Genomic DNA, 25355 nt, shown 5'->3' on the forward strand with positions numbered 1-25355 from the left:
CGGGCATCTCCGCACCACACCCGCGCAAGGCCCTCCAGCCCACCAACCCGCAACCACCGAGCCGGAAAGGCGAACACCCATGGCCGACCCGCTGCTGTTCAACCCGCGTACCTACGACCCCGCGCACTTCGACCCCGAGACCCGCAGGCTGCTGCGCGCCACGGTCGACTGGTTCGAGGACCGCGGCAAGCGCAGGCTCATCGAGGACTACCGCTCCCGCGCCTGGCTGGCGGACTTCCTCGCGTTCTCCGCCAAGGAAGGGCTGTTCGCGACCTTCCTCACCCCGGCCTCCGTCGCCGGGGAGCAGGACAACACGCGCTGGGACACCGCCCGGATCGCCGCCCTCAACGAGATCTTCGGCTTCTACGGGCTCGACTACTGGTACGCGTGGCAGGTCACCATTCTCGGCCTCGGCCCGGTCTGGCAGAGCGACAACGCCGCCGCCCGCACCCGCGCGGCGGAACTCCTCACCCAGGGCGAGGTGTTCGCCTTCGGCCTGTCCGAGAAGGCCCACGGCGCCGACATCTACTCCACCGACATGCTCCTGGAGCCCGACGGTGCCGGCGGCTTCCACGCAAGCGGCTCCAAGTACTACATCGGCAACGGCAACGCCGCCGCTCTCGTGTCGGTCTTCGGCCGCCGCACCGACGTCGAAGGGCCCGACGGCTACGTGTTCTTCGCCGCCGACAGCCGCCACCCGGCGTACCGCCTCGTGCAGAACGTCGTCGACTCCTCCAAGTACGTCAGCGAGTTCCGCCTCGACAACTACCCCGTCGGCCCCGACGACATCCTGCACACCGGCCGTGCCGCCTTCGACGCCGCCCTCAACACCGTCAACGTCGGCAAGTTCAACCTGTGCACCGCCTCGATAGGCATCTGCGAGCACGCGATGTACGAGGCCGTCACCCACGCGCAGGGCCGCATCCTCTACGGCCGCCCCGTCACCGCGTTCCCGCACGTGCGCCGTGAACTGACCGACGCCTACGTCCGGCTGGTCGGGATGAAGCTGTTCAGCGACCGTGCCGTCGACTACTTCCGCTCCGCCGGTCCCGACGACCGCCGCTATCTGCTGTTCAACCCGATGACCAAGATGAAGGTGACCACCGAGGGCGAGAAGGTGATCGACCTGATGTGGGACGTCATCGCCGCCAGGGGATTCGAGAAGGACACCTACTTCGCGCAGGCCGCCACCGAGATCCGGGGGCTGCCGAAGCTGGAGGGCACGGTCCACGTCAACCTCGCGCTGATCCTCAAGTTCATGCGCAACCATCTGCTGGACCCGGCCGAGTACGCACCCGTGCCGACCCGCCTCGACGCGGCCGACGACGACTTCCTCTTCCGGCAGGGGCCGGCCAGGGGCCTCGGCTCCATACGGTTCCACGACTGGCGCACCGCCTACGACGCCTATGCCGACGTTCCCAATGTCGGGCGCTTCCGCGAACAGGCGGACGCCCTGTGCGAGTTCGTCACCACGGCCGCCCCCGGCGAGGAGCAGAGCCGCGACCTCGATCTCCTTCTCGCCGTAGGCCAGTTGTTCGCACTGGTCGTGCACGGCCAGCTGATCCTGGAGCAGGCGCGCCTGACGGGGCTCGACGAGGACGTGCTCGACGAACTGTTCGCCGTCCTCGTACGCGACTTCTCCGCGCACGCCGTCGAACTGCACGGCAAGGACTCCGCCACCGTGCAGCAGCAGCGCTGGGCACTGGAGGCGGTCCGGCGGCCGGTCGTGGACGACGCGCGCTCGGCGCGCGTCTGGGAACGCGTCGAGGCACTGGCAGGCGCGTACGAGATGGCGCCGTAGGCAGCGCGGGCGTCCTTCGGCCGGGGAAGGCTCAGCCTGCCCCGGCCGACGGAACTCCCGCACACCCGGACCTGGAGCCCTCGCCCTGCGATGGCCCGCCGGAGCGGGTGTACCAGCTGAATTGCGTGCAGGCGCCGGCTCCGGGGCGCTAGTCTGTGCGAATGATCATTTCCCTTGTCCGCCCGCGACCGGCCCTCAGGGCGACTTCGAGCCGCACGGGACGCTGACATGGCGTCCTACGTGTACCGGATCACCCCGTACGACCCCGCCGAGCGGGAGGCGGCGGACCACGGCTGGACGGCCGTCCCGCACGACTCCAGGGAAGGTGTCGCCGCTGCCTGTGTCGCAGCGGCTGCCGGGTTCGCACTCGACGCCGGTGCCGACCACCTGACGGTGGACAACCCGATGCTGGAGGGCTTCTTCTCCTTCTCGGTCCGCGGGAGACGGGGAGGCCACGGTCTCTCCGGACTCTTCCCCTACGGCCTGGCCGGGTACCACGACGGTGCGGGCGTCCCGCTCGCCACCGGGCTCGGCCTGCTGCGTGCCATGGTGCTGCGCGACGGCACCTGGTGCCGGCTGGTCGCGGCGAGCGGGTTCTTCCTCCATGTCGGTGGCCAGGACGACGTCTACGTCGGCAGTGACCGGCCGCACGAGGAGGCCGTGGCCCGCACCCGTGCCCTGGGGTTGTTCGCCGAACCGGTCCAGTTCTCGCCCTACGACCCGGCCTTCGACGAGACCGTCGGCGAGCGGCCCGCCGGTGACGCCTTCTGGGCGGAACTCCGCGGCATCGTCGCTGAGCACGGCGGCGTGCTGCTGGAGGAGCGGCACATCGCCAACGCCTACCGCTGGCACCGCGTGACCACCGCGAGCGAGGCAGCTGCGGTGCGCGCGTGTCTGGCCCCACGGGCGCGCCTGTCGGTCTGGCCGGACCTGAGCGAGGACATCGAGGCGGTCCGCGCCGCGATTCTGCGCCGACAACGCCTCGCACTGCTGGTCGAGCAGAGCTCCGACGGAGCGTCCCTCCAGGTGCGCATCGCCGAGCCGTGGATGGCACGGGCCGATGGGTCATCCCTGATGGTTGCCGCGGGGCCGGCCCGTCGAGCGGCCCTGGTCCCACTGGAGCCGGCCGATCGCCACCCGCTGCTCGCCGGAGTGCTGCCGGACGCCGACGGCGTCCTGAGGGCACGGTGGCGGACCAACCGCACTCGCGCCGACGAGCGCAGGACGCTCCTCGCCTCGCTTCGGGTGGATGACGTCGTCACCGGCGTCGTCGCGACCGGCCTGGACGATGTCGGGGTGCACGTGGACCTGGACGACGACCTGGGCCGCGGCCTCGGATTCCTGCGCGTTCCCGAGATGTCCTGGGACCATTTCGACTCGGTGGACGACATCGCCCCGGTCGGCCGGGAGATCCGCGCCCGGATCATCGGCATCGACTGGGCATGGGAGCGGGTGAACCTGTCCCTGAAGGCACTCCTGCCCGATCCCCTGGGGCTGTTCGCCGCCGCACGTCAGGTCGGCGAGACGATCCCGGGCAGGGTCACCAAGCTGGTGCCGTTCGGCGCCTTCGTCCGCCTCGCGGAGGGCGTGGAAGGCCTGGTCCATCTCGCCGAACTGGCCGATCGTCAGGTCGAGGGCCCCGAGGACGTGGTCGCGGTCGGGGACCACGTCCTTGCCACCCTCATCGACATCGACCTGGAGCGCCGCCGTATCAGCCTCTCGCTGAAGACACGGACGGAGTGAATTCCCGCCATCCGGGGGTGGTGGGTCCGCGATGGATACGCCGAGGGCGGCCTCGACAGCGTGCGCGGCCGGTCACGGCCCTCAGCTGCGCGCCTCCAGGTGGCCGGTGGCGCGCAGCGTACCGCCGCAGGAGAGCGTCTCGCTGCCGTCCCCGGTGCGCCACGCGCCGTGGAGGCTCGTCACACGGGCGGGCCACCTGGGGTTGCTCACGTCGTCGCAGTCGACGACGAGCCGCCAGGTGTAGGAGGAGCCGCTGTAGCACGTGGCGGAGGCGGTGTTCCCGCTGCCGGCGAGGTGGCAGGGCAGACGGGCGGCGGAGGCGGGGGTGGCGGCGAGCAGCCCGGCGGCCGTGGCCGCGACGGCGGCCAGTCCGAGGGCGGTCTTCGTGCGCAGCACGGTCGATCCTCTCCATGGGGGTGGCGGGACCACCACTATGGATCAGACAACCGGCTCCGGTCTAGACCAATATTCACCTCAACCTGCTTGATTTCAGGCCGCGTTCACGTGCCCGGAGAAGTGTGAAGCGGACCGGGAGTCCCGGTGTGGCCTGGGCGGCCGCGGCCAGGCGGCTCTCGGGGACCACGCCGATCACGGGATAGCCGCCGGTGGTGGGGCTGTCGGCGAGGAACACCACCGGTCTGCCCTCCGGCGGTACCTGGATCGCGCCGATCACCATGCCCTCGCTGGCCAGTTCGCCGTGTACGGCGCGCTCCAGGACGGGGCCGTTCATGCGCAGCGCGATGCGGTTGCTGTGGTGAGAGACGGTGAACCGGGCCGTGGCAAGGGTGCGCAGTGCGGCATCGGTGAACCAGTCGTTGCGGGGACCCGGCAGTACGGGGAGTACCAGTTCCCTCGGCGGCCCCTCGCACAGTGCGAGGTCGGTGCGGACCGGGTGGCCGAGAGCCTTGCCCACCGGCAAGCGGTCGCCGTCCCTGAGCGGCGCGGGTCCGAGGCCGGAGAGGAGATCGGTGGAGCGGCTGCCGAGCTCGGGCTCGACGGCGATCCCGCCGCTGACGGCGACGTAGCTGCGCAGCCCGCCGACCGCGGCGCCCACGTCCAGCACCGCGCCGGCCGGCACATGGACGGCGCTCGCCCAGGCGGCAGGCCGGCCGTCGACCTGCACCGGCGAGGGCGCCCCGGTCACGGCCACGGTCACGGCCTGCAGGGTGCGAACTGCGACGCCGGTCAGGGTGGTTTCCAGGGTCGCCGTGTCGGGGGTGTTGCCGGCGAGGCGGTTCGCCAGCCGGTGGGCGCTCTGGTCGAGGGCGCCGGAGCGGGGTACGCCGAGGTGGGCGTGGCCGAACCGGCCCAGGTCCTGGATCGTGGTGAGCGCTCCGGCACGCACCACCTCCAGCATGCCGGTCACGCGGCGCCCCTCTCGGCATCTGCCGGCACGAACCGGACCCGCGTGCCGGGTGCCAGCAATGCCGCCGGGCGGCGGTTCGTGTCCCACACGTTCACGGACGTCGTGCCGATCAGCTGCCAGCCACCCGGCGAGGAACGGGGGTAGATACCGGTGCAGTTGCTCGCGACGGCCACGGATCCTGCCGGAACCGACGTGCGCGGCGCAGAGCGACGCGGCACGTGGTACCTCTCGTCGAGCCCTGTCATGTAGGCGAATCCGGGGGCGAATCCCGAGAACGCGACCCGGTGTTCGACGCTGCTGTGTACGCGCGCCACCTCGTCCTTCCCCACCCCCCACAACTCGGCGACCACGGCGAGGTCTTCGCCGTCGTAGTGCACGGGGATCTCCACGAGCGGGCCGCTGTGGGCCGCCAGGGGCGGCACCGACCAGCGCTGCAGAGTCGTCTTCAGGCCCGGCAGGTCGGACACCCCGTACAGCAGAACGGTTGTTGCCCCGGGAACGATGTCGCGGACGGCCGCCAGTGGGCCTTCGCCGCGGCGGCGCACGATCTCGGCATGCCAGGCCTGAGCCTCCTGCGGGCCGTCCAGGTCGAGGAGCAGCGAGTCCTCGCCCACCGGCAGAAGCCTCATGCGAATGCCTCCAGCGTGATGCCGGCCGCCTCCAGCCCGGCCCGGACCCGCCGGGCGAGCGCGACCGCTCCGGGGGTGTCCCCGTGGAGGCACAGCGATCGCGCCCGTACGTGCACCGCCTCGCCGTCCGGGGTCGTGGTGCGGCCGTCGCGCGCGAGGGTGAGCGCCCGTTCGGCGACCTGACCGGGGTCGGTGATCACCGCGCCCGGCGTTCCCCGCGGGACCAGGGTCCCTGCTGCCGTGTAGGCACGGTCGACGAACGCCTCGCCGATCACTCCGAGGCCCGCCTTGCCGGCCTCCTCGTGCATGACCGACCCGGGCAGGCACAGCACCGGCAGTGCGGGATCGGCGAGCCTGGTGCCCGCGGCCACGGCAGCGGCCTGCACCGGGTCGGCGACCACGCGGTTGTACAGGGCGCCGTGCGGCTTGACGTAGGCCACCTTCACCCCGGCGGCCCGGGCGAACACCTCGAGCGCACCGATCTGGTAGGTGATCTCGTCGGCCAGCTCGTCGGCGGGGACGTCCATGGCACGCCGCCCGAAACCCGCCAGGTCCCGGTAGGAAACCTGTGCTCCGATCCGCACACCGCGCTCGGCGGCGATGTCGCAGACCTTGCGCATGATGCTGGGATCGCCCGCGTGGAACCCGCAGGCGACGTTGGCGCTGGTGACCACCGACAGCATGGCCTCGTCGTCGGTGAGGGCCCACCGTCCGTAGCCCTCTGCGAGATCGGCGTTGAGATCGATCACCATGTCGTTCATCGCTGCTGCGGTCTCCTAGGGCGAATTGCCTGCCGCCTGTCGATGCAAGGCGTAGGTGCATGGCCGACGGCTCACGGCGGGGCCATCAACGTAGGGGATTGTTGAACGATTCGACAAGGGTGCCGCGGGAGTCAGGCCGCGGGAATCCAGGAGCGGGCCGCGCTGTCCCTACCCGGCCTCCCGGCGCGGTCCCCGGCACTGACCGGTCGCGATGTGCGTCGCGATGTGCTCGGAGTACCGGCCCACGAGCTGCTTCTCGGCGTCGTCGAGGTAGGCGGCGAGCAGCAGCTCCGCCTTCACCGTGTCGGCCGCCTTCAGGGCGGCGAGGATCTCCCGGTTGCGCGCCAGGTAGGGCTCGTGGAAGTCCCGCGCGTCGTCCATCGCGTGGAAGACCAGGCGCAGCTCGGCGAGGATGCCCAGCATCAGCTCGTTCAGGCGGGTGCTCTTGGCGAGGGTCACCACCGCGTGGTGGAAGCGGATGTCCGCGGTGGCCAGGCCGCGCCCGTCCCCGTCCTGCGCGGCCCGCTCTCCCTCGGTGACGGCCGCTTCGGCCTTGGCCAGGTCGTACGGAGGCATGCCCAGGTGGCGGACGGCAGCGCGTTCGATGATGTGGCGCACCCGGTAGATGTCGGTGACGTCCTCGGCGGTGAGGACACGCACGAAGACACCGCGATTGAGCTCATGCACCAGCAGCCGCTCGTGGGTGAGAAGCCGGAACGCCTCACGGAGGGTGTTGCGCGAGACCCCGAGAGCGGTCCCGATGGCGTCCTCGGAGAGCTTGCTGCCCGGCGGCAGGTACCCTTCGCTGATGCGTTCGCGCAGGATGTCCGCGACCCGGTCGGCGGTACTGAACCGGCCCAGGCGCGCGCGATCACCCGCCAGAACGGCCGGATCGACCTCGGTGGCCATGCCCACGCCCCTTGCTTCCGGGATGTTCCCGGAAGCAGTCAAGCGAACAGCAGGGGAGGAATCAACCTCACCGTCTGTAGGATTGTTCAACGTTCCTGGTGCCGTAAAGACAGGCGATCTTCCCTGTCGGATCGAACTGCTGGTCAGCCCGGCGCTGTGAGGAACCCCCCGACTGCCGGTCTCTCTCTGGTACGAGGCCGTGCCTGCGTGTAGCGTCGCCCATAGATGTCGTGGTTCGCAGTACCCCGGCCCGCGCTGTGGCGCGGGCGCTTTGCTGTGCAGTGCCTGAGAACCAGGGCGATCACCTCCGGACCCCGCGCGGTGCGGGATCCGACAGCGACTGAGAGGCACCAGCATGGCCAGCGGTACCGTCAAGTGGTTCAACTCCGAAAAGGGCTTCGGCTTCATCGCGCAGGACGGCGGCGGCCCCGACGTCTTCGCCCACTACTCCAACATCAACGCGCAGGGCTTCCGTGAGCTCCAGGAAGGCCAGGCCGTCACCTTCGACATCACCCAGGGCCAGAAGGGCCCCCAGGCGGAGAACATCACCCCTGCCTGATCCAGCACGTCACTCCAGGGGCCCCCGGGACGCGCACAGCGCTCTCCGGGGGCCCCTGGCCTGTGGCGGCGCGGGTGCCGGGGTACGCGCGCGTGGAGTGGGACCGGCAGCGCAGAATGGCCTGACACAGCGCACACGAGGAGCCCGAATGATCTTCATCACCGCCAGGTTCACGGTCCGCCCCGAGTTCGCCGACCGGTGGCCGGAGATCGCCGCCGATTTCACCGCCGCGTCACGCGCTGAACCCGGCTGCCTGTGGTTCAACTGGTCCCGGGACGTCGAGGACCCGGCACAGTACGTCCTGGTCGAGGCGTTCCGCGACGACGAGGCCGGCGCTGCTCACGTACAGTCCGAGCACTTCAAGGCCGCACAGCAGACCCTGCCGCGCCACCTGGCCGAGACACCCCGGATCGTGAACATGACGGTCCCGCAGGACGACTGGTCACTGCTGGGCGAGATGGCTGTCGACGGACGTTGACCCGTCGATTCCCCGGCGGATCCGATCGACGCCCCTGACGGGCGAGGCGCCGCGACGGCGCTGATGCTCCCCGCAGCCCTCAGCGCCGGATCGGTGACAGGGGCGCCCGCTACGCGGAGTCGGACGCCGGAGGCTGGAAGTGCCGGTCGTACTCATGGACCGCCGACTCGAGGACCTGCGGCAGGATCTGTCCGAAGGCCTTCATGCCGGGCACGCCTCTCGCGGCTGCTCGGCAAACGGCCCGGCCCTGGCGCATGTAGCGCGGCATGGTGCGCTCGAACCGGTCGGCCAGTTCGGCCTCGGAGGTGCGGCTCTGGAGATCGTTGCGGTTCCAGGGGACGATGACGGTGACCCAGGAGCGCGGTGTCGCGTCATAGGCGGCGAGACGCCGGCGTACGTCGTCGTCCTCCAGCGCCCAGCGATCGACCAGGAGGATCTCGGGCTGCGGTGGAGGCACGCTGGACGGTGTCGCGGGCACGAAGGATGACACGGTGGCACGGTAGTTGAGCGAGCGCACGAGATCGTGTGCCACGGAGGCGAGCGGCCGGACGAAGCCGGGGTGGAAGGGGTTCCAGTCCTTCGGCTGCCCGCCGTAGTAGTCGGGGGAGCGGCCGTCGGGCAGATGGTGGCGGGTGGGCGCGGCGACGGTCAGACGGACATCACGTGGTGGCAGGCCGGGCTGCCGGAAGGAACTGGGCGCGGTGCGGTGGTCGATCGGTTCGCCGGGACCGATGCGGGTGGCCTCGGCGACACCGACGATGCGTTTGGCCAGTTCATAGACGGCGGCCTCGTACTCCTCGGCGAATATCCGAAGCTTGATCAGCTCGTAGAAGCCCCCGGTCGCGGAACGGTCGCCAAGGGCAGTGCGGTGATCGAACGCCATGTGCCGGGCGACTTCGGGCAGTTGATCCGGCGGGGTCGGCACCCACATGGCGGGCACGACCGCCTCGGCCGGGCGGTCGCTCCTTGCGTGGTGGTAGACGGAGCGCTGGGCGAAGGCATACCACTCCTTGCCGCACATCTCGCTCGCGAAGTAGCGAGGGGAGATCAGGGGCACGAACACCTGGGAGGTGGCCAGGGCTTCACTGAGCTGTTCGGACCAGCCTTCCCCTGAACGCAGTTCGCGGTCCATGAACCCCGCAGAGGCACCGGCCGGCAGATCGGTCATGGCCATCACATGACCGCACAGATCACGGAACAACCGCTCCACCCATATGTCCGGATCGGGTCCGCTCGGCCCGTAGCTCGGCGTGTGCGCGTAGCTCAGATAGAAGTACGGCCGGTACGCGACCGCTCGGGGACGTGACCCGCCCCGGAACAACTTCTCCCGGTCCGGATCCGGTCCGGTCTGCCGTGGAGGATGCGCGCCACCGGCAGGGCCGGTGGCGGACGGCCGGTCCTCCGCGGAGCTGTCATCCTGTGCCGTTTCCTGTGCAGCGGTGTTGTTCGCGGTTGTTCGGAACAACTCCTCCGCACCTTGTGTCCCGGACAGGGAAGTGCTGTCCGCCGGCTGCGCCACCTGAGGCCCGACCTCTTGGGGAACGACCTGCCCGGGCACCACTTTCACCCCGGCGGGGGCGACTCCCACATCTGGCGGTGCGAGGGTCAGTCCCATCTCCTCCGCGGCTTCCTGAACGGAGTCGTGCTCGCGGTCCAGTACGGAGCGCACCTTCTCCAACGTCTCGTCGACAGCGTCGAGCGCTGCGTCCTCCAACGTCGGATCGGCCAGGACCGGAGCGGGCGGATCCACGGTGTCGGCTTCCGGTGCCTGGCGCGGGGAAGCGCCGCCGGCCTTCAGGTGCCGGAGCTCGGACTCCAGCTGTTCGATACGGCGAGCCGCGTGATCCGCGACGGCTTGCGCCGTCTGCCGGTCCCGTTCGGCGCGGGCCAGTTGCCCTTGGAGCTCGAGCTCCTGGCTCTTGGCCCGCTGCACCGCCTGACGAAGGCCGACGAGTTCACGGGGAGCCACGGCGGCTGAGGAGGCCTCCAGGGTCTCAAGGCGGCGCGTCAGCTCCAGGACCTTGGCCTGCGCCTGGCCCAGCATGCCGAACAGCACCGTCGCTATCTGCAACGCCTGCTGACGGCCGTGCTCACTTGCCTCGAAGTTGCGTCTGACCCGCGCCAGTTCCTCGAAGGCCTCCAGAGCCTGACGGCTGACTTTGAGCAGTTCGTCCGCCGCCTTGGACGGTGGCACAGGAGTAGGTGCCCGCTGAGACAGTTCCCACAGCTGTCTGGGACGGGCAAGTCGCTCCCCGGCCTCGTGGCCGGCCTCATCGGGGAAGCACACGTCCGCGACCGCTTCGACCAGGGCCCACGACAGGCCGTCTCCCGCAAGACACGTCCGTAATCGGCGCAGATCCGGAACCCGTCCATCCGTGAAGTGATCGACTGTCAACTTCGCCTGCAGTTCAGCCACGTTGATCTCCGCTGAGGCGAGCCAGCTTCTGAGTGCGTTGTGGCAAAGGGAGTCCCTGTTCGATGAGCAGGGGCTTCGTCGTGTGCGGGGCATGATCGCGGAGGGGTAGGGGCAGGCAGCGGACGGCTTGTTGTGGATCGAGGAGGGTGCGATGCCGTCGGTGCTGGGGTTGATGGAACAGCGTGAGGCGCGGGCGAGGCAGGATCTGGAGTCCTGGACGGAGGTCCTGGAGCAGGCTCAGGCGGAGGTGGATGCCGCGCGGGAGCGGGTCGAGCGGGCCCGGGTGGGGCGTGAGGAGCTCGTGTCGGTGCTGGCCGGGGAGGGCGCGGTGAATACGCCGGTTTCCGTGCTGTCCGGTGGTGGGATGGCTGCTGCCGTGGGATCGGGCGGCCCCGGCGCGGGGCATGGCGAGCGGCCGCCGGTGTGGCGGTCGGGCATGGGCGAGGAGGTGCTCAGCGGCCTGTACCGGGAGGTGTTCGCCGCGGTGGTGGCTGCTTCGGGGCCGGTGAACGGGGTGGAGCTGACGCGGGCGGTGGGCCGGGAGGCGGAGATCAAGAACGAGGTGGAGAGGATCCGGCACCGTGCCTACGTGCTGGAGAAGCGGGGCTGGCTGGTGCGGGCGAAGGACGGACGGTTCATGCCCGTGCCCGCAGCAGTCGGGCGGGGCGTTTCTCCGGCCAGCGCGGAGCGTCTGCGGCCAGGCGCCGGGACAGCCTGATCACGGCGGCCCACCACACCATCTGGGTGTGGTGGTCGGGGCGGCGTTCGTGGTCGCGGTTGAGGCGGCGTGAGCGGGCCAGCCAGCTCAGCGTGCGCTCCACGACCCACCTGCGGGCCAGGACGACGAATCCGCGTTGTCCGTCGGAGCGGCGCACGACCTCGGTCCGGACTCCGTGGCGGGCGAACGCCTTGGCCAGCGCCGGACCCTGGTAGGCACTGTCGACCCACACCAGTTTCAGCAGCCGGCCGGGCTGGTCCATGAACGTCTCCAGTAGTGCGGGGGCGGCCTTGGAGTCGTGCACATCGGCCGTGGTCACGGTGACCTCCAGGAGCAGGCCCTCGGTGTCGGTCAGGATGTGACGCTTGCGGCCGTCACGTGACTTGCCGCCGTCGTATCCGCGGCTGTCCTCGCCGACGGTCTCGGAGGCGTCCACCGACTGACTGTCGATGATTCCCGCACTGGGCTCGGCGTTGCGGCCCGAGCGTTCCCTCGCCGAACGTCGCAGGCGTTCGTGCAGTTCACGCACGTAGCCGTAGGACCGCCAGCGGCGGAAGAAGTCGTAGACCGCCCGCCAGTACGGGAAGTCGACCGGCATGGCCGTCCACTTCACGCCGTTGTCGACCAGGTAGCGCACCGCGTCGAGTATCTCGCGGTGGCAGTACGCCTCCGGACGCCCGCCCCGCTTCAGCAGCCAGGCCGGAACCGGCATCGCCGAGCGGACCTCGGCCCACTCCGCATCCGTCATGTCACTGGGATAGCAGCCTGCCCGCAGCCCCGGAGCGATCGAACCGAACCGGTGCACGTAGCAGTCACACGCAGGGGTGACCGCGGTGGACGCAGGCACAGTGGTACTGCTCAACTGATCGGGCAACGGGCTTCCTTGGTCGTGCTGGTGTCGTAACCGCGTCACTACCAAGGGGCCCGTTCTTTCATGCCCGCGACCGCACCCGTACCTCTGTCCAGATGATCACCCGCGCCGCACGCCTCGAACGAAATCCGGTTAGCCACAACGCACTGAGGATGCCGACCAGTTCATTGATCTCGGCACACGAGCCACGCGGCGCTCCCCATGGGCGACCAGGACGCGTCATCTGCCCTCCCCCCGTAACAGTCCCCGTTTGTTCCGGGGACAACTCTCCTTCTCCCCGGAACAACATCCAACCCCTCGACCGGTCACCTCAAGGGACAGATCGTGAAGTTGACCCCGGCTCGTCTCCGGGCGCCCTACGTCTCCAGGCGGCATTCATGACCCTCACCCGCTCCACCCTGCTTCTCACGCTCCTCACCCTGGCTCTGCTGCTTTCCCTCGCGGCCGCAACGGCGGCGGCCGCTCTGGCGAGGTGGGACGGAGTGACCGTTCCGGCCGCCATCACGCGCGCAGGCGTGGCTTTCGCCGGGACGATGTCGCTGTGCCTCGGCCTCATCGCCCTGGTACGGACGGCACTGCCCTGAAGCGGTCGCCATGTGCAGCGAAAATCCCGTGCCCGCGCTCCGCCTGATCGGTAGGCTCGCCTCGCCCGCTGACACAACATCACAGCGCGCGCATCGACGAGTGAGGGGAGCCCGACCGTGCGTTACCGCACCGCTGTCGTCGCTCCCCGGTCACGGTACGACGTGATCCTGATGTCCATGTGTTCCCGGTGCCGGCCGCGCGGCCGCCGCCGGACACCCGTGACGAACACCTGACTCCCGTCCGTCCGTTGAGCCCTGTGGCCGGGTACGCCCCGATGCCGACGGCGTTGCATCAGGAATGATGCCGGATCAGGGAATCTGCCAGGCCTGACGCCAGGCCGTTTCGTCCCGGGAATCGCGCTCCCATGTTCGCGAGCACTCCGAAAGGCCCTGGGCCGTGCGCACCCACCAGCAACGCCATCACACCAGTCCGCTCACCAGCGTCCGAAATCTGGGCATCCTCGCCCACGTTGACGCCGGCAAGACCACCGTCACCGAGCGGATCCTGTATGCCACCGGCGCCACCCACAAGCGGGGCGAGGTCCACGACGGAACGACCGTCACCGATTTCGACTCGCAGGAGCGCGACCGTGGGATCACCATCTTCGCCGCGGCGGTGAGCTGTGTCTGGGACGGTCACCGGATCAACCTGATCGACACTCCCGGCCACGTCGACTTCTCCGACGAGGTGGAGCGCTCGTTGCGGGTGCTCGACGGTGCGATCGCGGTGTTCGACGCCGTCGCCGGAGTCGAACCGCAGAGCGAGTCGGTGTGGCGGCAGGCCGATCGGCACCGAGTGCCGAGGATCGCCTTCGTCAACAAACTGGACCGTGCCGGTGCCGACCTCGACACGGCGGTCGACTCGATCCGGGAGCGGCTGCATCCGGTCCCACTGGTGGTCCAGCTGCCGATCGGGCAGGAGGACGGGTTCACCGGGGTGGTGGATCTGCTGCGCATGCGCTCGCTGGTCTGGGGCGCCGGCCGCGACACGTTCGAGGAGGGCCCGGTGCCCGAGGCCCTGCGGGAAGAGGCGCACCGCCGCCGCCGAATGCTGGAGGAGGCGGTGGCGGAACTCCATCCGAACGCTCTGGAGGAGTTCTGCACGGAGTCGACGGTCTCCGCACCGACCCTGGCCGCAGCACTGCGCGACCTGACCCGAAGTGGCGAGGGAGTCGTGGTGTTGTGCGGATCGGCCTACCGCAACCGCGGGATCGAGCCGCTGCTGGAGGCCGTTGTGGCCTACCTTCCGTCGCCTCTCGACGTGCCGGCAGTACGCGGCACCCTGGGCAGCGCGGTGCAGGAGCGGATCGCCGACCCGGCGGAGCCGTTCGCCGCACTGGTCTTCAAGGTGCAATCGACCGCCAAGGGGCGGCTGACCTACCTGCGCGTGTACTCAGGAACGATCCAGAAGGGAGACGCGGTGCTCGACGCAGGCGCGCAGCGCAACGAGCGCATCGGCCGGATCCTGCGGGTGCAGGCCGACCGGCACGTGGAGGTGGACCGGGCGGAGGCCGGGGACATCGTCGCGGTGATCGGCCCGAAGGCCGCCCGCGCCGGTGCCACCCTGTGCACACCCGCGGCGCCGTTGCTCTTCGAACCGCCCACCGTGGCCGAACCGGTCGTCTCCGTGGCGGTCGAGGCCCGCAGGAGCCTCGACACCGACCGGCTGGCAACGGCGCTGGCACGGCTGGTCGAGGAGGATCCGTCGCTGGTGGTCCGGACCGACCCCGAGACGGGCCAGACAGTGCTGTCAGGAATGGGGGAGCTGCATCTGGAGGTGGCTGTGGAGAAGATCCGCCGTGCCCAGGGGCTGGACGTCGGTGTCGGACGGCCGCAGGTGGCCTATCGCGAGACGGTCGTCCGCGGGGTGTCCGGCCTGGTGTACCGCCATGTCAAGCAGGAGGGAGGCGCCGGGCAGTTCGCCCACGTCGTTCTTGACGTGGAAGCCCTGGAGTCCGAGGCCGGCACCGTTGACAACGCCTGCGGCAGCGCAGGGGGTTTCGTGTTCCGGTCGACGGTGGCAGGTGGCCGGGTGCCGCAGGACTTCGTCCGCGCGGTGGAGGCCGGCTGCCGGGACGCCCTCGCCGAGGGCCCTCTCGGCGGCCACCCGGTGACCGGCCTGCGGGTCACACTGACCGACGGAGCCACTCACTCCAAGGACTCCTCGGAGCCGGCGTTCCGCACAGCAGGCCGGTTCGCACTCCGGGAGGCACTGCGCGCCGGTGTGATGGCACTCCTGGAACCGGTGGTGGAGGTCACGGCCACCGTGCCCGACGATGCCGTGGGCGGTGTGCTCGGCGACCTGGCGGCGCGACGCGGCCGGGTCTCGGGCCAGGCAGCGCGGGCGGGCACAGCCGTGATCACGGCGACCGTGCCGCTGGCCGAACTGTTCGGCTATGCGTCCCGGCTGCGCAGCCGGACCCAGGGCAGGGGCACCTTCACCACCCGGGCCACCGGTTACGCGCCTGTGCCGGCAGCGGTGTCCGACGGGGTGCTGTCACGTTAGATGCCCCGGATGGCCCCGCCCGCAGGGGACCCCTGTCGGTTGATTCCGCCCCGCTGGATCTCATCCAGTGGGGCGGAGTGCTGCCAACGGTGAGATGCAGGTTTTGGCGGGTGGTCTGTCGGTGAGCCGGGCGCGAGGCGGGCGCCGCTGAGGGCGGCGCCGGTGACCTGGTGTTGCAGCCGGGTCTTGTCGAGGCCGCGGTAGCGGGATCGGCGCAAGGCGAAGGCTTGGCCGGCTTGGGAGATGCCTGCCCTCCACGCCTACGCGGGCGTCCGCAGCGGCGGCGCCACTGGCGCGACGATGCCGCCGCACGCCGGGCGGTCAGTGACCCCTCGATGGGATCGGCGGGGCGGTCGCTGAGGCACTGGGGGGCACCTACTCCAGGTCGGGGAACCCTTCGAGGCTCGCGGGCCGTGCGCTCGGTCTGCCGCAGCCGGTGTCCCAGCCGGTACCGCGGCGCCCGCCCAACTGGGTGAAGTTCGGGCGTTGACCAGCAGCCGGCAAGCTTTTCGATCATGGCCTGAATAGCTTGAGATCAAGCAATCGCCGTCGGCTCCGTTGCCCAACTCCCCCCTTGTAACCCGAGCGAGGTCGTGACGATGAGGAAAAGTACTGTCATCAGCCCCCTGATTGCCGGTGCGGCAGTGACCGTGCTGGCATGCCCGGTGCCGGCCTCCGCGGCGGACACACCGGTGACGGTCCAGGTCAGCTCCGGCACGCTCGACATCGCCGTCCCGACGGGGCCCGTGAACCTCGGTACGGTCACCGTCAGCAGCAGTCCGCAAACGGTCAGCAATGAGCTCGGCAACATCACGGTGACGGATGGCCGAGGCGGTAACACCGGCTGGACGGTCACGGCGAACGCCGTGGACTTCACCGGGCCCCAGAACATCTCCGTCTCCGCTCCCGGCTCCAGCAGTTACACAACGCCGAACGCCTCGGTCACCGGCACCGCCACCGTCACCCCCAGCAACCTGAGCGCGCTGTACCCCCCCGCCCCCGTCCAGGTGGCCACCGACGTGTCCGGGATCAATTCGGCCACCTGGAACCCGACGATCTCCCTCACCCTTCCGGCGAACGCCCTGGCCGGATCGTACAGCTCGACGATCACCCACTCCGTCGCCTGACAGCCTCAGGCGGAAATCAGCAGAGGCACTGTGCGCAGGTTCGTTTCTCTCGCAGTGCTGGTGGCCACGTCATTCGTCCTGGCCACCGGCACTGCCTCGCCCGCATCCCGCGACTCGGACGCGGCCCGTCGGCCGGGCCCCCCGGATGTGGGCAGCGTCGGCGTACGTCTCGTCGATGTTCCGGCCGACCTGATCGGCGATCCCCGGGCGAGGCAGTACGTCATCGACAACCTGAAGCCCGGTACCACCGTGAGCCGACGCATCGAGGTATCGAACACCTCGGAGTCCGGACTGCATGTCACGCTCTACTCCGGGGCCGCGGACATCGTGCGCGGCTCCTTCGTCGGTGCGGCGGGCAATACCGGAAACGAGCTCACGACCTGGATCAAGCTCCGTCAACGCAGCCTGGACATCCCCGCCCACTCCGTGGCCCGCGACACCGTGACCATCGCGGTGCCCAGGGATGCGGCCCCCGGTGAGAGATACGGCGTGGTGTGGGCACAGGTCAGCAGTCGACACAAGGACGGTGGCATCTCCTTGGTCAGCCGCACCGGTATCCGGGTCTACCTCTCGGTGGGCGGCAACAATCCACCACTGCCGAAATTCACGGTGGACACGATGACGGCCGCGCGTGACCGCGACGGGCGCGCCGTCGTGCAGGCCCAGGTGCACAACACCGGTGGTCGTGCTCTGGACCTCGCGGGCTCCATGAAGATGTCGCAGGTATCCGGAAGCCTCAGCGCGGGTCCGTACGAGGTTCAGCTCGGAACGACCTTGGCACCGGGCCAGTCCCAGCCGGTGAGGGTCGTCGTGACCGACCAAGTGGAGGACGGCCCGTGGGACGTCTCCCTGAGTCTGAAGAGTGGACTGCTGAAGGAAACCTATAAAGCTCGGATCACCTTTCCGCACAATCCTGGTGTCGCCGCGGCAGTCCGTTCACGCCATCAGCAGCCGAGCGCTCTGCACCCGGCCCTCATCGCAGTGCCGGCGGCACTGGCTCTCCTGTTTGCCGTGGCGCTCGGGATCACCCTCTCCCACCGCCGACGCGGCAGGGGCAAACCGGCATGATCCCGGTTCCCGTCCGAGTCGGACGCTGTCGGTAACACCGCGAGGGCCTGCGTGACGTCGGTCTGTACGCCCCGTTGGGGTTGTGCAGGCCGACGTCGTGTTCAGGGGGATGGCTTCGTCTCCTTGCGCGGGCCGGGCTTCGCGGATGCCGAGTTCGCAGCACTCCGCCCCGCTGGATGAGATCCAGCGGGGCGGAAACAACCGATACAGGGCCCCTGCGGGCGGGGCCGTCCATGGCATCCCGGCAGGGCCGGTCAGCCGGTCACTCGGCCGGGACTGCGGGGAACGCCTCGCGCGGCGTGCTCGTGGGCGTGTACCGCTGGGGGACCGCGGTGGTCGGCACCAGGTCCTTGTGGATCACCTTCGCCACGCTCTGGATGGTGGCGACGCCGTAGTCCATCGTGCTGTTGTCCTGCGTCAGCACGGAGATGTAGTAGTCGTGGCCGCCGCCCTTGAACGCGCCGACGCTGTGCACGCGCCAGCCGTGCGTGGCCCGTGACAGCCAGCCGTTCTTGACGTGCACCTTCACGGAGGAGGGCGCCCCTGCCGGAGTGCCCCAGCGCTGTGAGGCGACGACCGTGTTCATGAGCTTGAGGATGTAGGCGCGGGAGTTGTCGCTCAGCACCGAGTTCTTCGCGGTGATCAGCGAGAGGAGCTTCTGCTCGTCCTTCACGTTGATCTGTGTGAGTCCCCAGTAGCCGCCCGAGCCCGGCACGGTCTTCGTCATGCCGGCCGCGGTGAGGAAGCCCTTGACCTTGGTGAGGCCGAGTTGCTTCCACAGCGTGCTCGTCGCGCTGTTGTCCGACTTGGTGATCATGGCCTTGGCGAGGTCGGCCTCGCGCTGCGTGAGATAGCGGTTCTGCTTCTTGGCGTCCCACAGCAGCGTCGCGAGGACGGTCACTTTGACGACGCTGGCCGAGTCGTAGGCCGAGGTCGAACGGAGGCTGCACGTCGTCTTCGTGGTGCGGTCGTAGAGGCCGACGGCAATGGTGCCCTTGCGGTTCTTCAGGGCCGTCGTGATGTCCTGCTGCAGCTTCGCGGCAAGGCCGGCCTTGCCGGACGTGCAGGCCACCTGCGGTGTGGCGGCAGCAGCGGGTGCGGCGGCGGCCACGAGCGGTGCGAGCACTCCGGCCGCGAGGCTCGCGGACAGCACGCGGGCAGGCCGGGATATCCGGAGAGTCATTCGGAGGTTTCCATCCCCTTGATGTGGAGCGGGTGCGCACCCGCGCACCCGCGCCACACGACTCACCGCAGCGTCGGATGGTTGTAGCTGTTACTGAAACTTGATCGGGTCCGAGTCTCCGCTCGCACCCGGGCCGAAGCCGGCCGGGCCGGTGCGGCTCCGTCGCGCCGTGGATGAGGTCGTCTGGCCGTTCACAACGGTCCGCCGGTGATACCGAACCCGCGGGCCGCCGTGGAAGAAGTGGTCGGTGAGGCCGGGCAGCTGGGCGACAGTGAGCTGGTGGGCGCCGTCGTCCTGGAGTGTTCGTGTCCCGGAAGAAGCAGGAATCGCTGGCAAGGCGTCATATGAGTCTGTCGTCAGCCTTTGTCCATGTTTGCTTCCCGGCCCGGCCGTCATCGGCGATGTCTTCGGTCAGAGCACCCCCGCCGTCGGCGAACGTGGTTCTGTACGCACCTGAATTGCCGGGGATCGCGTTGGTCGTACCGGCAAGCAGGAACACGCTCGCGGTGGCCGCGAGCGCGGCGAGAACCATCCGTCTCACAGAGCCCTCCTTGTCGTCCGATGGCACGGAGTGTGCAACCGGAACGGCACCTGGTACGTACCACCCGGTGGCCAGGAGAGTATCGCGTGCGTGATCCAACGTCGTGCCTCCCGATATCGCCTGCGCAAATGAGTCGTCACCTGCTGGCTGAAGCGCACCGGTTCCTGGACTGGGCCCGGGAGCAGGGAGCCGAGCTGGACGGCACCGACCACAGCGTCTGGTTCGTGCAGGGCGTGCTCGAGTCCATGGCGCAGGACAACGGCGAGGAGCCCTCCCTCCGGGCGGTCAAGTGCCTGGCGTACGCGGTCTACCTCGCCGAACTCCTCGCCGGTACCTGTCGCGACGTCAGGTGCGTCGTCGACGGCGTGGGCATGAACCTGCGCTCGGTGCTCGCCGTTCGCGAGGGCGGGCCCGTGCAGTTCCCCCTGGCGTGGGTGCGGAGCTGCATCGACGACCCGTGTGGCGGCAACGTCGGATTCACGTTCGCCGGGGCGCTCAGGGACTTCGGTGAGGACGGGCGGGCCGCGGCCATGTACGCGCAGCTGAAGCAGTTCGACGAGTCGCGCGCCCGGTGACACGGTCCGTCTGCCGGCGCCCCGGCTGCTGAGTGACCCGGCGCCGTTCGGGACGACCCTGAGCGGCGCGCCGGACCTGTTCTCGTACGGCCGGACGATCGCGGGCGGGCGTGCGGGTGAGGCGCCGGGTCAGATCAGCAGCCTTGCGCAACCGCTTGTTGCACCCGGGCTGCTGGGGCATCGGTGGCTCCTGCGGACTCAGGCCCCCACTGTCCCGTCGACACCCTCACGCAGAAAGTCCGCGTGCCCGTTGTGGCGGCCGTACTCCAGGAGCACGTGCACCATCACCATCCGCATCGATACCTCCTCGCCCCATCTCGGCTGATACCCGGCCTGGTCCAGGGACTCGGCCTCCCGCTCGATACGGCGCGAGTTCGCCACCTCGGCCTCCCAGGCCACGAACGCCTCGTCCCTGGTCGACGCGCTCGCGTCGTACGCCGCCTGGAAGTCGATCGTGTCGGACCAGACCATGGGTGCATCGTTGTCCTCGAACACTCGACGGAACCAGGCACGCTCCACCTCCGCCATGTGCCGCACCAGACCGAGCAACGAAAGCGTGGACGGCGGCATGGACGGCTGCCGGAGCTCCTCGTCGGTAAGCCCTTCGCACTTCATGGCGAGGGTCGCGCGGTGATAGTCGAGAAAGGCCCGCAGCATGTCGCGTTCGCTTCCAAAACTGGGCGGTCCTATGCGATTGTCGCTGGTCACTGACCGTGCTCCTCATCCGTGCATGCATTCAGGCGGCAGCCCGCGCCCGGGGACGGTCGCAGGCCGGTGAGATCCGGCTCCTCGTACACCGCGCGGAAGTTGACGGCGTGTGCGGATCCGGCGCCGAAGGGTCCGACGCCGGTGGCCGCGAAGGCCAGGACCTCACCGAGGGGGGAACACGTCCCCGGCCGGTCAGCTCGATCCGTTCGCCCTGGAGGTGTACCGCCCCATCGGCTACTCGAACCGCGCGGTGTCGCCTGCCCCTCGGCGTACGATCTCGGCTTCACCGCCGGAGAAGTCGATGACCGTGGTCGGTTCGGTGCCGCAGTCGCCCGAGTCGACCACTGCGTCCAGCACATGGTCGAGGCGTTCCTTGATCTCCCAGCCCTGTGTCAGCGGCTCTTCCTCGTCGGGCAGCAGCAGCGTGCTGGAGAGCAGCGGCTCACCGAGTTCCGCGACGAGCGCCTGAGCAACGGCATGGTCAGGAATCCGGACTCCGACCGTCTTCTTCTTCGGGTGCAGCAACTGGCGCGGCACCTCCTTCGTCGCGGGCAGAATGAAGGTGTAACTGCCAGGCGTAGCCGCCTTGATCGCCCGGAACACGTCGTTGTCGATCTGCACGAACTGGCCCAGCTGCGCAAAGTTCTGGCACACAAGGGTGAAGTGGTGACGATCGTCGAGGTTCCGGATCGATCGGATCCGGCCGATGCCGTCACGACTGCCCAGCTGGCATCCCAGGGCGTAACAGGAATCCGTCGGGTAGGCGACGAGCGCGCCGGATCGGATGCTGTCAGCCACGCTGCTGATGGTGCGCCGCTGAGGATTCTCGGGGTGCACGTCGAAGTACTTCGCCATTCGCCGAGTCTAGAGCGTGTTGCGGGCCCTTACCTGCCAGGTTGCGGCTGCTGCAGTACGCCTTGGATGTGCCCGGCACCTCACCGGCAATGAGCGGCTGTCGCTGTCGCCGTCGTCGAGTGCGACGTGCGTGCGGGCATGGAACTGCCGGACCTGGGACGGCCGAAAGACCGAGCCATGGCCGGATCGCCGCCGTCCGGGACCGGCCGGCACCTGCGCTGGGTACCTTCTCGGCATGGAGCAGATGCGCAGGACTCTGACGTCCGAGGACGTCGTGGCGAAGATCCGGAGCGATGTCGCCGAGGGCGTGTACCGGCCGGGTGATCAGCTGCCCACCCCCGACAGCCTCGCCCGGGAGCTGGGCAAGCTCACCAAGGCGGTCGACTCCGCGTACCGGCAGCTGATCGAGCAAGGGGTGCTGGTGGAGGGCCTGCTCGAGCCGGGTGTCTTCGTGGCCGATCCGGAGATGGACCCGGGTGTCCGCAGCGTCGTGCAGGCGGTGCGCAGGCTGCAGCTCCAGGTCGAGCGGCTCGACAAGGGGCTTGGCGAGCTCACCGAACGCGTGGGGCGCATGGAGCGCAGCCTGCGCGAGGTCAACCGCGAGTGCGGGGGTGGACACGGATTCCAGTACTGATCCGATTCCAGTACTGGCCTTTGACCGTGCTCCGGGCGCCTGCCCGCCGTCCGTCATGCACGCGGTGGCAGGCGAGGAGGCGGTCATTCCGGCGACGAACAGGCAGAATCAGCGGATGGCCATGTTGGACGGGGTTGCGCACCGAGTCGCCGACGGACAAACCGTTGAGTTCCGTCCCACCGGCTCCTCGATGGTTCCCTTGATACGCAGCCGGCAGCTGGTTGTAGTCGGACCGGCCGATCCGGCGAAGCTGGAGGTCGGTGACATCGTTCTCGCCCGCGTTGCCGGCACCGTGTATCTGCATCTCGTTTCGGCAGTGGACAGACCCAGGAAACGGGTGCAGATCAGCAACAACCGCGGACGCGTGAACGGTTGGACGAGCCACGACCGGGTCTACGGTCTCTGTCTGGCCGTCGACGGTGTCCGCCGGCCAGGGGCTCAGAGCAAGCTTCGCGGGGCCGGGACCGGGATCAAGGCCACTCCTCTTGGCGCGGCGCGGCTGGAGCTGCTGCCACTCCGCGTGGAGCATGCCGACGAGATGGCCGTCGCACTGTCCGACGCTTCCTTGCACACCTTCATCGGCGGCATTCCGGCCACGGCACAGGAACTGCGCGTCCGCTACGAACGCATGGTGACCGGTTCCCCCGACCCTGCGGTCTCCTGGTGGAACTGGGTGCTCCGGCTGCGTGACGAGGCACGTCTGGTGGGCACGGTCCAGGCGACGATCGGTCCGTCGGAGGAGGGCACGGAAGCCGAGATCGCCTGGGTCGTCGGAGTGCCGTGGCAGCGGAGGGGTATCGCAACGGAAGCGGCGCAGAGGCTCGTTGTCTGGCTCGAGCAGCTACCTGTGCAGTCCCTCATCGCCCATATCCATCCGGACCATCAGGCGTCGGCTTCCATCGCCTCCGCCATCGGCCTGTCACCGACAGACCGATGGCAGGACGGCGAGGTCAGGTGGGAACGGGCGGTGACGGTGCATCCTCGCAGGAGGGGTGTGGGGCAGCCGTGAGCCACCCGGCCCGGACACCTCGCTCAGGCTTCGGCGAGACTGCCGGTGCTGAGGGCTGGTACCTGCCCGACGCCTGGACCGACCGTTCAGCGCGCCGCCACCGATTGCAGGAGGGGCTCGTCCATGGCCGGGACCGGGGTCGCGTCCGTGGTGGACGGCTTGCGCACCAGCAGCAGGGCTGCATCGTCGTGGAGGCTGCCGCCCACATGGGCCAGCAGTTCGTCGGCCAGAGCGGCCAACGTGCGGGACGGCTCGTCCGAGGCGTGCCGCGCCACCCCCTCGATCAGGGGGAAGAACTCCCGGCGTTCGTTGCGCGCCTCGGTGACCCCGTCGGTGTAGAGCAGGAGCTGGTCGCCGTCGGTGAACGGCAGTACCTGAAGGCTCGGCGTCTCGCCGGTGAGGGCGCCCAGCCCCAGAGGCGGAGCGGGGCGGGCGGGTTCCACAGCTGTGACGGTGGAGTCCCGGACCAGGAGCGGCGGGGCGTGCCCGCAGTTGACCACCTCCATGTACCCCGACCGGAAGTGGCCCACGACCACGGCGGTGACGAAGTCGTCCGCACCGAGGTTGCGCGACAGGCTCCGCTCGATCCGGGCGACGACGTCCAGGAGGTCCGGCTCGTCGTAGGCGGCCTCGCGAAAGACACCGACGACCAGGGCGGCCGTGCTCACCGCGGGCAGCCCCTTGCCGCGCACATCGCCGACGATCATCCTGACCCCGTACGGAGTGGGCAAGAGGGCGTAGAGGTCCCCGCCGATCCGGGCCTCCGCCGCGGCGGCGCTGTAGCGGACGGCCACCTGGAACTGGCCGACGGTGGCGGGCACCGGCTTGAGGAGCGCGTGCTGAGCGGCCTCGGCCACGGAGCGGACGGCGGCCAGGATGCGTTCGCGGCGCTCTCGCAGCGCGCTGGCCAGGCTGCTTGCCAGAGTGACGGCCACCAGCGCGGACAGCAGGATCGCCTGCTCACCCGCCGGGGCGTCGCCACGGGTGCCGAGTGCGGTACCCAGCGTCACGGCGAGGATGCCGGTGCCGAGCACTCCGCACGGTCGGCAGGTGGCAGCGGCCAACGCGGGCCCGACGGCCAGCAGCGGCAAGTAGGCCATGCCGGCTCCGGTGGCCAGTGCGAGGAACGCGACGGCAGTGACGATCAGAGCGGGCGCGCAGACAGCGAGCTGTGAGGCGACGCCCGTCCCGTCCGGCGCCACTGTCCCCCCGGCCTGGGAGGGTGTCGTACGGGCATACGGCCGGACACGCCCGGAATTCGCCGCCCGCCGTGTCAGACTCCGCAACCAGGTCGGCCGGCGATCGCGACGCCCGTCCCGTATCTGGATCGTGTTCCTCAGTGGCAACGGCCTATCCCTCCGCACACTCGAATGTCCGTTTTGGCCAGAAAACACGCATCTTGTGAGTGCGGCAAGGGCGGGATTTTCAGATAGTGAGCGACATGCCTCGTGTCACGCGGCTCGCCGTGGGAATCAGTAGTTCCCGGATCTCGTCGACGCGGTGACGCTGGTCCGCCCGCAGGGAGACCCCGAGCGAGCCGAGTGTGTTCCCGCGGTACACGGGCACCGCGACGCAGAAAGTGCCGAGGCTGTACTCCTCCAGGTCCATGACGACCGGCTCGGCGGGCTCGCGGTCCAGCAGGCGGAGGAGCTCTGCGCGGCGGGTGATGGTGCGGGGCGTGAGATCGGCGAGGTCGTGCCGGGAGAGGTAGTCGTTGCGTCCCTCCTCGTCCAGCTCACGCAGCACGCACTTGCCCAGCGCCGTGGCATGCCCGGCGTCCTCGAAACCCACCCACAGGTCGACCCGTGGTGCCCGGGGGCCGTCGACGATCTCGGCGACACGGATCTCCCCGTCCTCGTAGAAGGTCAGGTAGGCGGCGGCCGCCAGTTCGTCGCGCAGGGCACCGAGCGTGGGGCGGACCCGACTGAGCACTGCCTGCCCGTGGCTTCCGTGGTGCAGGGCCTGCACCTTGTCTCCGATGACGAACGCGCCGTCGTCCAGTTTGCGCACGTACCCGTCGTGAGCGAGCGTGCGCAGCAGGTGATACGTGGTGGCGAGGGCAAGGCCCGCCTCCCGCGCCAGCTGCTTCGCCGTGGCGCCGCCGTCATGTGCCCCCACGGCTTCCAGGAGTCGGAAGGCCCGCTGGACGGAAGTGATGAGGGTGGGTCCACCTTGAGCACCCATGGTTCAAGGTTGCGCCCGCCGGCCCCCCGCAGCAAGGCGCCCGGGCGGTGACGACATGGGCACGCTTCAGGCTCATGGTGATGAGGGGCGGCGGCTTCCATGCTGGAGGTTGCTACGAACTCCCGCCCTC

At 69.5% G+C, this 25355-nt stretch carries 25 protein-coding genes; 12 read left to right on the forward strand and 13 right to left on the reverse strand.

Annotated features, from left to right (window positions below; translation table 11 throughout):
• The first annotated feature begins 79 nt into the window (after positions 1 to 79).
• Positions 80 to 1801, forward strand: a complete 1722-nt coding sequence (locus OHS70_RS35925; protein ID WP_328404627.1) for an acyl-CoA dehydrogenase family protein — start codon at positions 80 to 82, stop codon at positions 1799 to 1801.
• 228 nt (positions 1802 to 2029) lie between these two features.
• Positions 2030 to 3544, forward strand: coding sequence for a S1 RNA-binding domain-containing protein (locus OHS70_RS35930; RefSeq protein WP_328404629.1), 1515 nt, complete (start codon positions 2030 to 2032; stop codon positions 3542 to 3544).
• Between the two features lie 81 nt (positions 3545 to 3625).
• Here OHS70_RS35930 and OHS70_RS35935 read toward each other — a convergent pair whose 3' ends face one another.
• The 5 genes from OHS70_RS35935 to OHS70_RS35955 form a co-directional block, all read right to left on the reverse strand.
• Positions 3626 to 3940 (reverse strand): hypothetical protein, encoded by a 315-nt coding sequence (locus tag OHS70_RS35935; RefSeq protein ID WP_328404631.1) that lies wholly within the window; start codon positions 3938 to 3940, stop codon positions 3626 to 3628.
• Positions 3941 to 4013: 73 nt separating this feature from the next.
• Positions 4014 to 4901, reverse strand: coding sequence for a biotin-dependent carboxyltransferase family protein (locus OHS70_RS35940; RefSeq protein ID WP_328406143.1), 888 nt, complete (start codon positions 4899 to 4901; stop codon positions 4014 to 4016).
• A 5-nt stretch (positions 4902 to 4906) separates the two neighbouring features.
• Complete coding sequence (locus OHS70_RS35945) at positions 4907 to 5539, reverse strand: 5-oxoprolinase subunit B family protein (protein WP_328404633.1); 633 nt, start codon at positions 5537 to 5539, stop codon at positions 4907 to 4909.
• Positions 5536 to 6300: a LamB/YcsF family protein gene (locus OHS70_RS35950; RefSeq protein WP_328404635.1), complete on the reverse strand. Its 765-nt coding sequence runs from the start codon at positions 6298 to 6300 to the stop codon at positions 5536 to 5538. Before OHS70_RS35950 ends, OHS70_RS35945 begins: the two co-directional genes overlap by 4 nt.
• A gap of 168 nt (positions 6301 to 6468) precedes the next feature.
• A complete protein-coding gene (locus OHS70_RS35955; protein ID WP_328404637.1) occupies positions 6469 to 7209 on the reverse strand; it encodes a GntR family transcriptional regulator in 741 nt (246 codons plus the stop codon).
• 355 nt (positions 7210 to 7564) lie between these two features.
• Here OHS70_RS35955 and OHS70_RS35960 point away from each other — a divergent pair, with 355 nt between their 5' ends.
• A complete protein-coding gene (locus OHS70_RS35960) occupies positions 7565 to 7768 on the forward strand; it encodes a cold-shock protein (RefSeq protein WP_328404639.1) in 204 nt (67 codons plus the stop codon).
• Between the two features lie 148 nt (positions 7769 to 7916).
• Positions 7917 to 8246 carry a putative quinol monooxygenase gene (locus tag OHS70_RS35965; protein WP_328404641.1) on the forward strand — a complete coding sequence of 110 codons (330 nt, stop codon included), beginning with the start codon at positions 7917 to 7919 and terminating at the stop codon, positions 8244 to 8246.
• 109 nt (positions 8247 to 8355) lie between these two features.
• On the opposite strand, the gene OHS70_RS35970 is transcribed toward OHS70_RS35965, so the two are convergent.
• Entirely contained in the window at positions 8356 to 10440 is a 2085-nt protein-coding gene (locus OHS70_RS35970; protein ID WP_328404643.1) for a TIR-like protein FxsC, read from the reverse strand.
• A gap of 373 nt (positions 10441 to 10813) precedes the next feature.
• On the opposite strand from OHS70_RS35970, the gene OHS70_RS35975 reads away from it, so the two are divergent.
• The gene (locus OHS70_RS35975) at positions 10814 to 11380 is read left to right on the forward strand and encodes a hypothetical protein (protein WP_328392304.1); all 567 of its coding nucleotides are present in this window, start codon (positions 10814 to 10816) and stop codon (positions 11378 to 11380) included.
• Here OHS70_RS35975 and OHS70_RS35980 read toward each other — a convergent pair.
• Positions 11298 to 12128: an IS5 family transposase gene (locus OHS70_RS35980; protein ID WP_328401068.1), complete on the reverse strand. Its 831-nt coding sequence runs from the start codon at positions 12126 to 12128 to the stop codon at positions 11298 to 11300. The genes OHS70_RS35975 and OHS70_RS35980 overlap by 83 nt on opposite strands.
• Positions 12129 to 12628: 500 nt before the next feature.
• Here OHS70_RS35980 and OHS70_RS35985 point away from each other — a divergent pair, with 500 nt between their 5' ends.
• From OHS70_RS35985 to OHS70_RS36005, 4 genes are all read left to right on the forward strand, one after another.
• Positions 12629 to 12835, forward strand: a complete 207-nt coding sequence (locus OHS70_RS35985; RefSeq protein WP_328404645.1) for a hypothetical protein — start codon at positions 12629 to 12631, stop codon at positions 12833 to 12835.
• Positions 12836 to 13232: 397 nt separating this feature from the next.
• The gene (fusA, locus tag OHS70_RS35990) at positions 13233 to 15341 is read left to right on the forward strand and encodes an elongation factor G (protein WP_328404647.1); all 2109 of its coding nucleotides are present in this window, start codon (positions 13233 to 13235) and stop codon (positions 15339 to 15341) included.
• 599 nt (positions 15342 to 15940) lie between these two features.
• Positions 15941 to 16468 (forward strand): hypothetical protein, encoded by a 528-nt coding sequence (locus OHS70_RS36000; protein WP_328404649.1) that lies wholly within the window; start codon positions 15941 to 15943, stop codon positions 16466 to 16468.
• Between the two features lie 60 nt (positions 16469 to 16528).
• The gene (locus OHS70_RS36005) at positions 16529 to 17536 is read left to right on the forward strand and encodes a hypothetical protein (RefSeq protein WP_328404651.1); all 1008 of its coding nucleotides are present in this window, start codon (positions 16529 to 16531) and stop codon (positions 17534 to 17536) included.
• A 262-nt stretch (positions 17537 to 17798) separates the two neighbouring features.
• Here OHS70_RS36005 and OHS70_RS36010 read toward each other — a convergent pair whose 3' ends face one another.
• Positions 17799 to 18719, reverse strand: coding sequence for a serine hydrolase (locus OHS70_RS36010; protein ID WP_328404653.1), 921 nt, complete (start codon positions 18717 to 18719; stop codon positions 17799 to 17801).
• Between the two features lie 340 nt (positions 18720 to 19059).
• Positions 19060 to 19260 carry a hypothetical protein gene (locus OHS70_RS36015; RefSeq protein WP_328404655.1) on the reverse strand — a complete coding sequence of 67 codons (201 nt, stop codon included), beginning with the start codon at positions 19258 to 19260 and terminating at the stop codon, positions 19060 to 19062.
• A 128-nt stretch (positions 19261 to 19388) separates the two neighbouring features.
• Here OHS70_RS36015 and OHS70_RS36020 point away from each other — a divergent pair, with 128 nt between their 5' ends.
• Positions 19389 to 19835, forward strand: a complete 447-nt coding sequence (locus tag OHS70_RS36020) for a hypothetical protein (RefSeq protein ID WP_328404657.1) — start codon at positions 19389 to 19391, stop codon at positions 19833 to 19835.
• A gap of 198 nt (positions 19836 to 20033) precedes the next feature.
• Here the strand turns inward: OHS70_RS36020 and OHS70_RS36025 are convergent, their stop codons facing one another.
• A complete protein-coding gene (locus tag OHS70_RS36025; RefSeq protein ID WP_328404659.1) occupies positions 20034 to 20543 on the reverse strand; it encodes a DinB family protein in 510 nt (169 codons plus the stop codon).
• 234 nt (positions 20544 to 20777) lie between these two features.
• Complete coding sequence (locus OHS70_RS36030; RefSeq protein WP_328404661.1) at positions 20778 to 21398, reverse strand: L-threonylcarbamoyladenylate synthase; 621 nt, start codon at positions 21396 to 21398, stop codon at positions 20778 to 20780.
• A 235-nt stretch (positions 21399 to 21633) separates the two neighbouring features.
• On the opposite strand from OHS70_RS36030, the gene OHS70_RS36035 reads away from it, so the two are divergent.
• Positions 21634 to 22032, forward strand: a complete 399-nt coding sequence (locus tag OHS70_RS36035; RefSeq protein ID WP_328404663.1) for a GntR family transcriptional regulator — start codon at positions 21634 to 21636, stop codon at positions 22030 to 22032.
• Between the two features lie 190 nt (positions 22033 to 22222).
• The gene (locus tag OHS70_RS36040; protein ID WP_443062704.1) at positions 22223 to 23041 is read left to right on the forward strand and encodes a GNAT family N-acetyltransferase; all 819 of its coding nucleotides are present in this window, start codon (positions 22223 to 22225) and stop codon (positions 23039 to 23041) included.
• An 86-nt stretch (positions 23042 to 23127) separates the two neighbouring features.
• On the opposite strand, the gene OHS70_RS36045 is transcribed toward OHS70_RS36040, so the two are convergent.
• Together OHS70_RS36045 and OHS70_RS36050 are read right to left on the reverse strand one after the other, a co-directional pair.
• Positions 23128 to 24243, reverse strand: a complete 1116-nt coding sequence (locus tag OHS70_RS36045; RefSeq protein ID WP_328404665.1) for a PP2C family protein-serine/threonine phosphatase — start codon at positions 24241 to 24243, stop codon at positions 23128 to 23130.
• A 223-nt stretch (positions 24244 to 24466) separates the two neighbouring features.
• Positions 24467 to 25225 (reverse strand): IclR family transcriptional regulator, encoded by a 759-nt coding sequence (locus tag OHS70_RS36050; RefSeq protein WP_328404667.1) that lies wholly within the window; start codon positions 25223 to 25225, stop codon positions 24467 to 24469.
• Positions 25226 to 25355: the final 130 nt, after the last annotated feature.

This window comes from Streptomyces sp. NBC_00390, assembly GCF_036057275.1.
GTDB lineage: Bacteria > Actinomycetota > Actinomycetes > Streptomycetales > Streptomycetaceae > Streptomyces.

Excerpts from the sequence above, each read along its gene's own strand:
- OHS70_RS36000 (WP_328404649.1), top strand. The coding sequence starts at position 15,941 with ATGAGGAAAAGTACTGTCATCAGCCCCCTGATTGCCGGTGCGGCAGTG.
- OHS70_RS35945 (WP_328404633.1), bottom strand. The coding sequence starts at position 5,539 with ATGAGGCTTCTGCCGGTGGGCGAGGACTCGCTGCTCCTCGACCTGGAC.
- OHS70_RS35965 (WP_328404641.1), top strand. The coding sequence starts at position 7,917 with ATGATCTTCATCACCGCCAGGTTCACGGTCCGCCCCGAGTTCGCCGAC.
- OHS70_RS35980 (WP_328401068.1), bottom strand. The coding sequence starts at position 12,128 with ATGACGGATGCGGAGTGGGCCGAGGTCCGCTCGGCGATGCCGGTTCCG.
- OHS70_RS35985 (WP_328404645.1), top strand. The coding sequence starts at position 12,629 with ATGACCCTCACCCGCTCCACCCTGCTTCTCACGCTCCTCACCCTGGCT.
- OHS70_RS35960 (WP_328404639.1), top strand. The coding sequence starts at position 7,565 with ATGGCCAGCGGTACCGTCAAGTGGTTCAACTCCGAAAAGGGCTTCGGC.
- OHS70_RS36035 (WP_328404663.1), top strand. The coding sequence starts at position 21,634 with ATGGAGCAGATGCGCAGGACTCTGACGTCCGAGGACGTCGTGGCGAAG.
- OHS70_RS35925 (WP_328404627.1), top strand. The coding sequence starts at position 80 with ATGGCCGACCCGCTGCTGTTCAACCCGCGTACCTACGACCCCGCGCAC.
- OHS70_RS36010 (WP_328404653.1), bottom strand. The coding sequence starts at position 18,719 with ATGACTCTCCGGATATCCCGGCCTGCCCGCGTGCTGTCCGCGAGCCTC.
- OHS70_RS36030 (WP_328404661.1), bottom strand. The coding sequence starts at position 21,398 with ATGGCGAAGTACTTCGACGTGCACCCCGAGAATCCTCAGCGGCGCACC.
- OHS70_RS35955 (WP_328404637.1), bottom strand. The coding sequence starts at position 7,209 with ATGGCCACCGAGGTCGATCCGGCCGTTCTGGCGGGTGATCGCGCGCGC.
- OHS70_RS35930 (WP_328404629.1), top strand. The coding sequence starts at position 2,030 with ATGGCGTCCTACGTGTACCGGATCACCCCGTACGACCCCGCCGAGCGG.
- OHS70_RS36020 (WP_328404657.1), top strand. The coding sequence starts at position 19,389 with ATGAGTCGTCACCTGCTGGCTGAAGCGCACCGGTTCCTGGACTGGGCC.
- OHS70_RS35975 (WP_328392304.1), top strand. The coding sequence starts at position 10,814 with ATGCCGTCGGTGCTGGGGTTGATGGAACAGCGTGAGGCGCGGGCGAGG.
- OHS70_RS36050 (WP_328404667.1), bottom strand. The coding sequence starts at position 25,225 with ATGGGTGCTCAAGGTGGACCCACCCTCATCACTTCCGTCCAGCGGGCC.
- OHS70_RS35940 (WP_328406143.1), bottom strand. The coding sequence starts at position 4,901 with ATGCTGGAGGTGGTGCGTGCCGGAGCGCTCACCACGATCCAGGACCTG.
- OHS70_RS36040 (WP_443062704.1), top strand. The coding sequence starts at position 22,223 with ATGGTTCCCTTGATACGCAGCCGGCAGCTGGTTGTAGTCGGACCGGCC.
- OHS70_RS35950 (WP_328404635.1), bottom strand. The coding sequence starts at position 6,300 with ATGAACGACATGGTGATCGATCTCAACGCCGATCTCGCAGAGGGCTAC.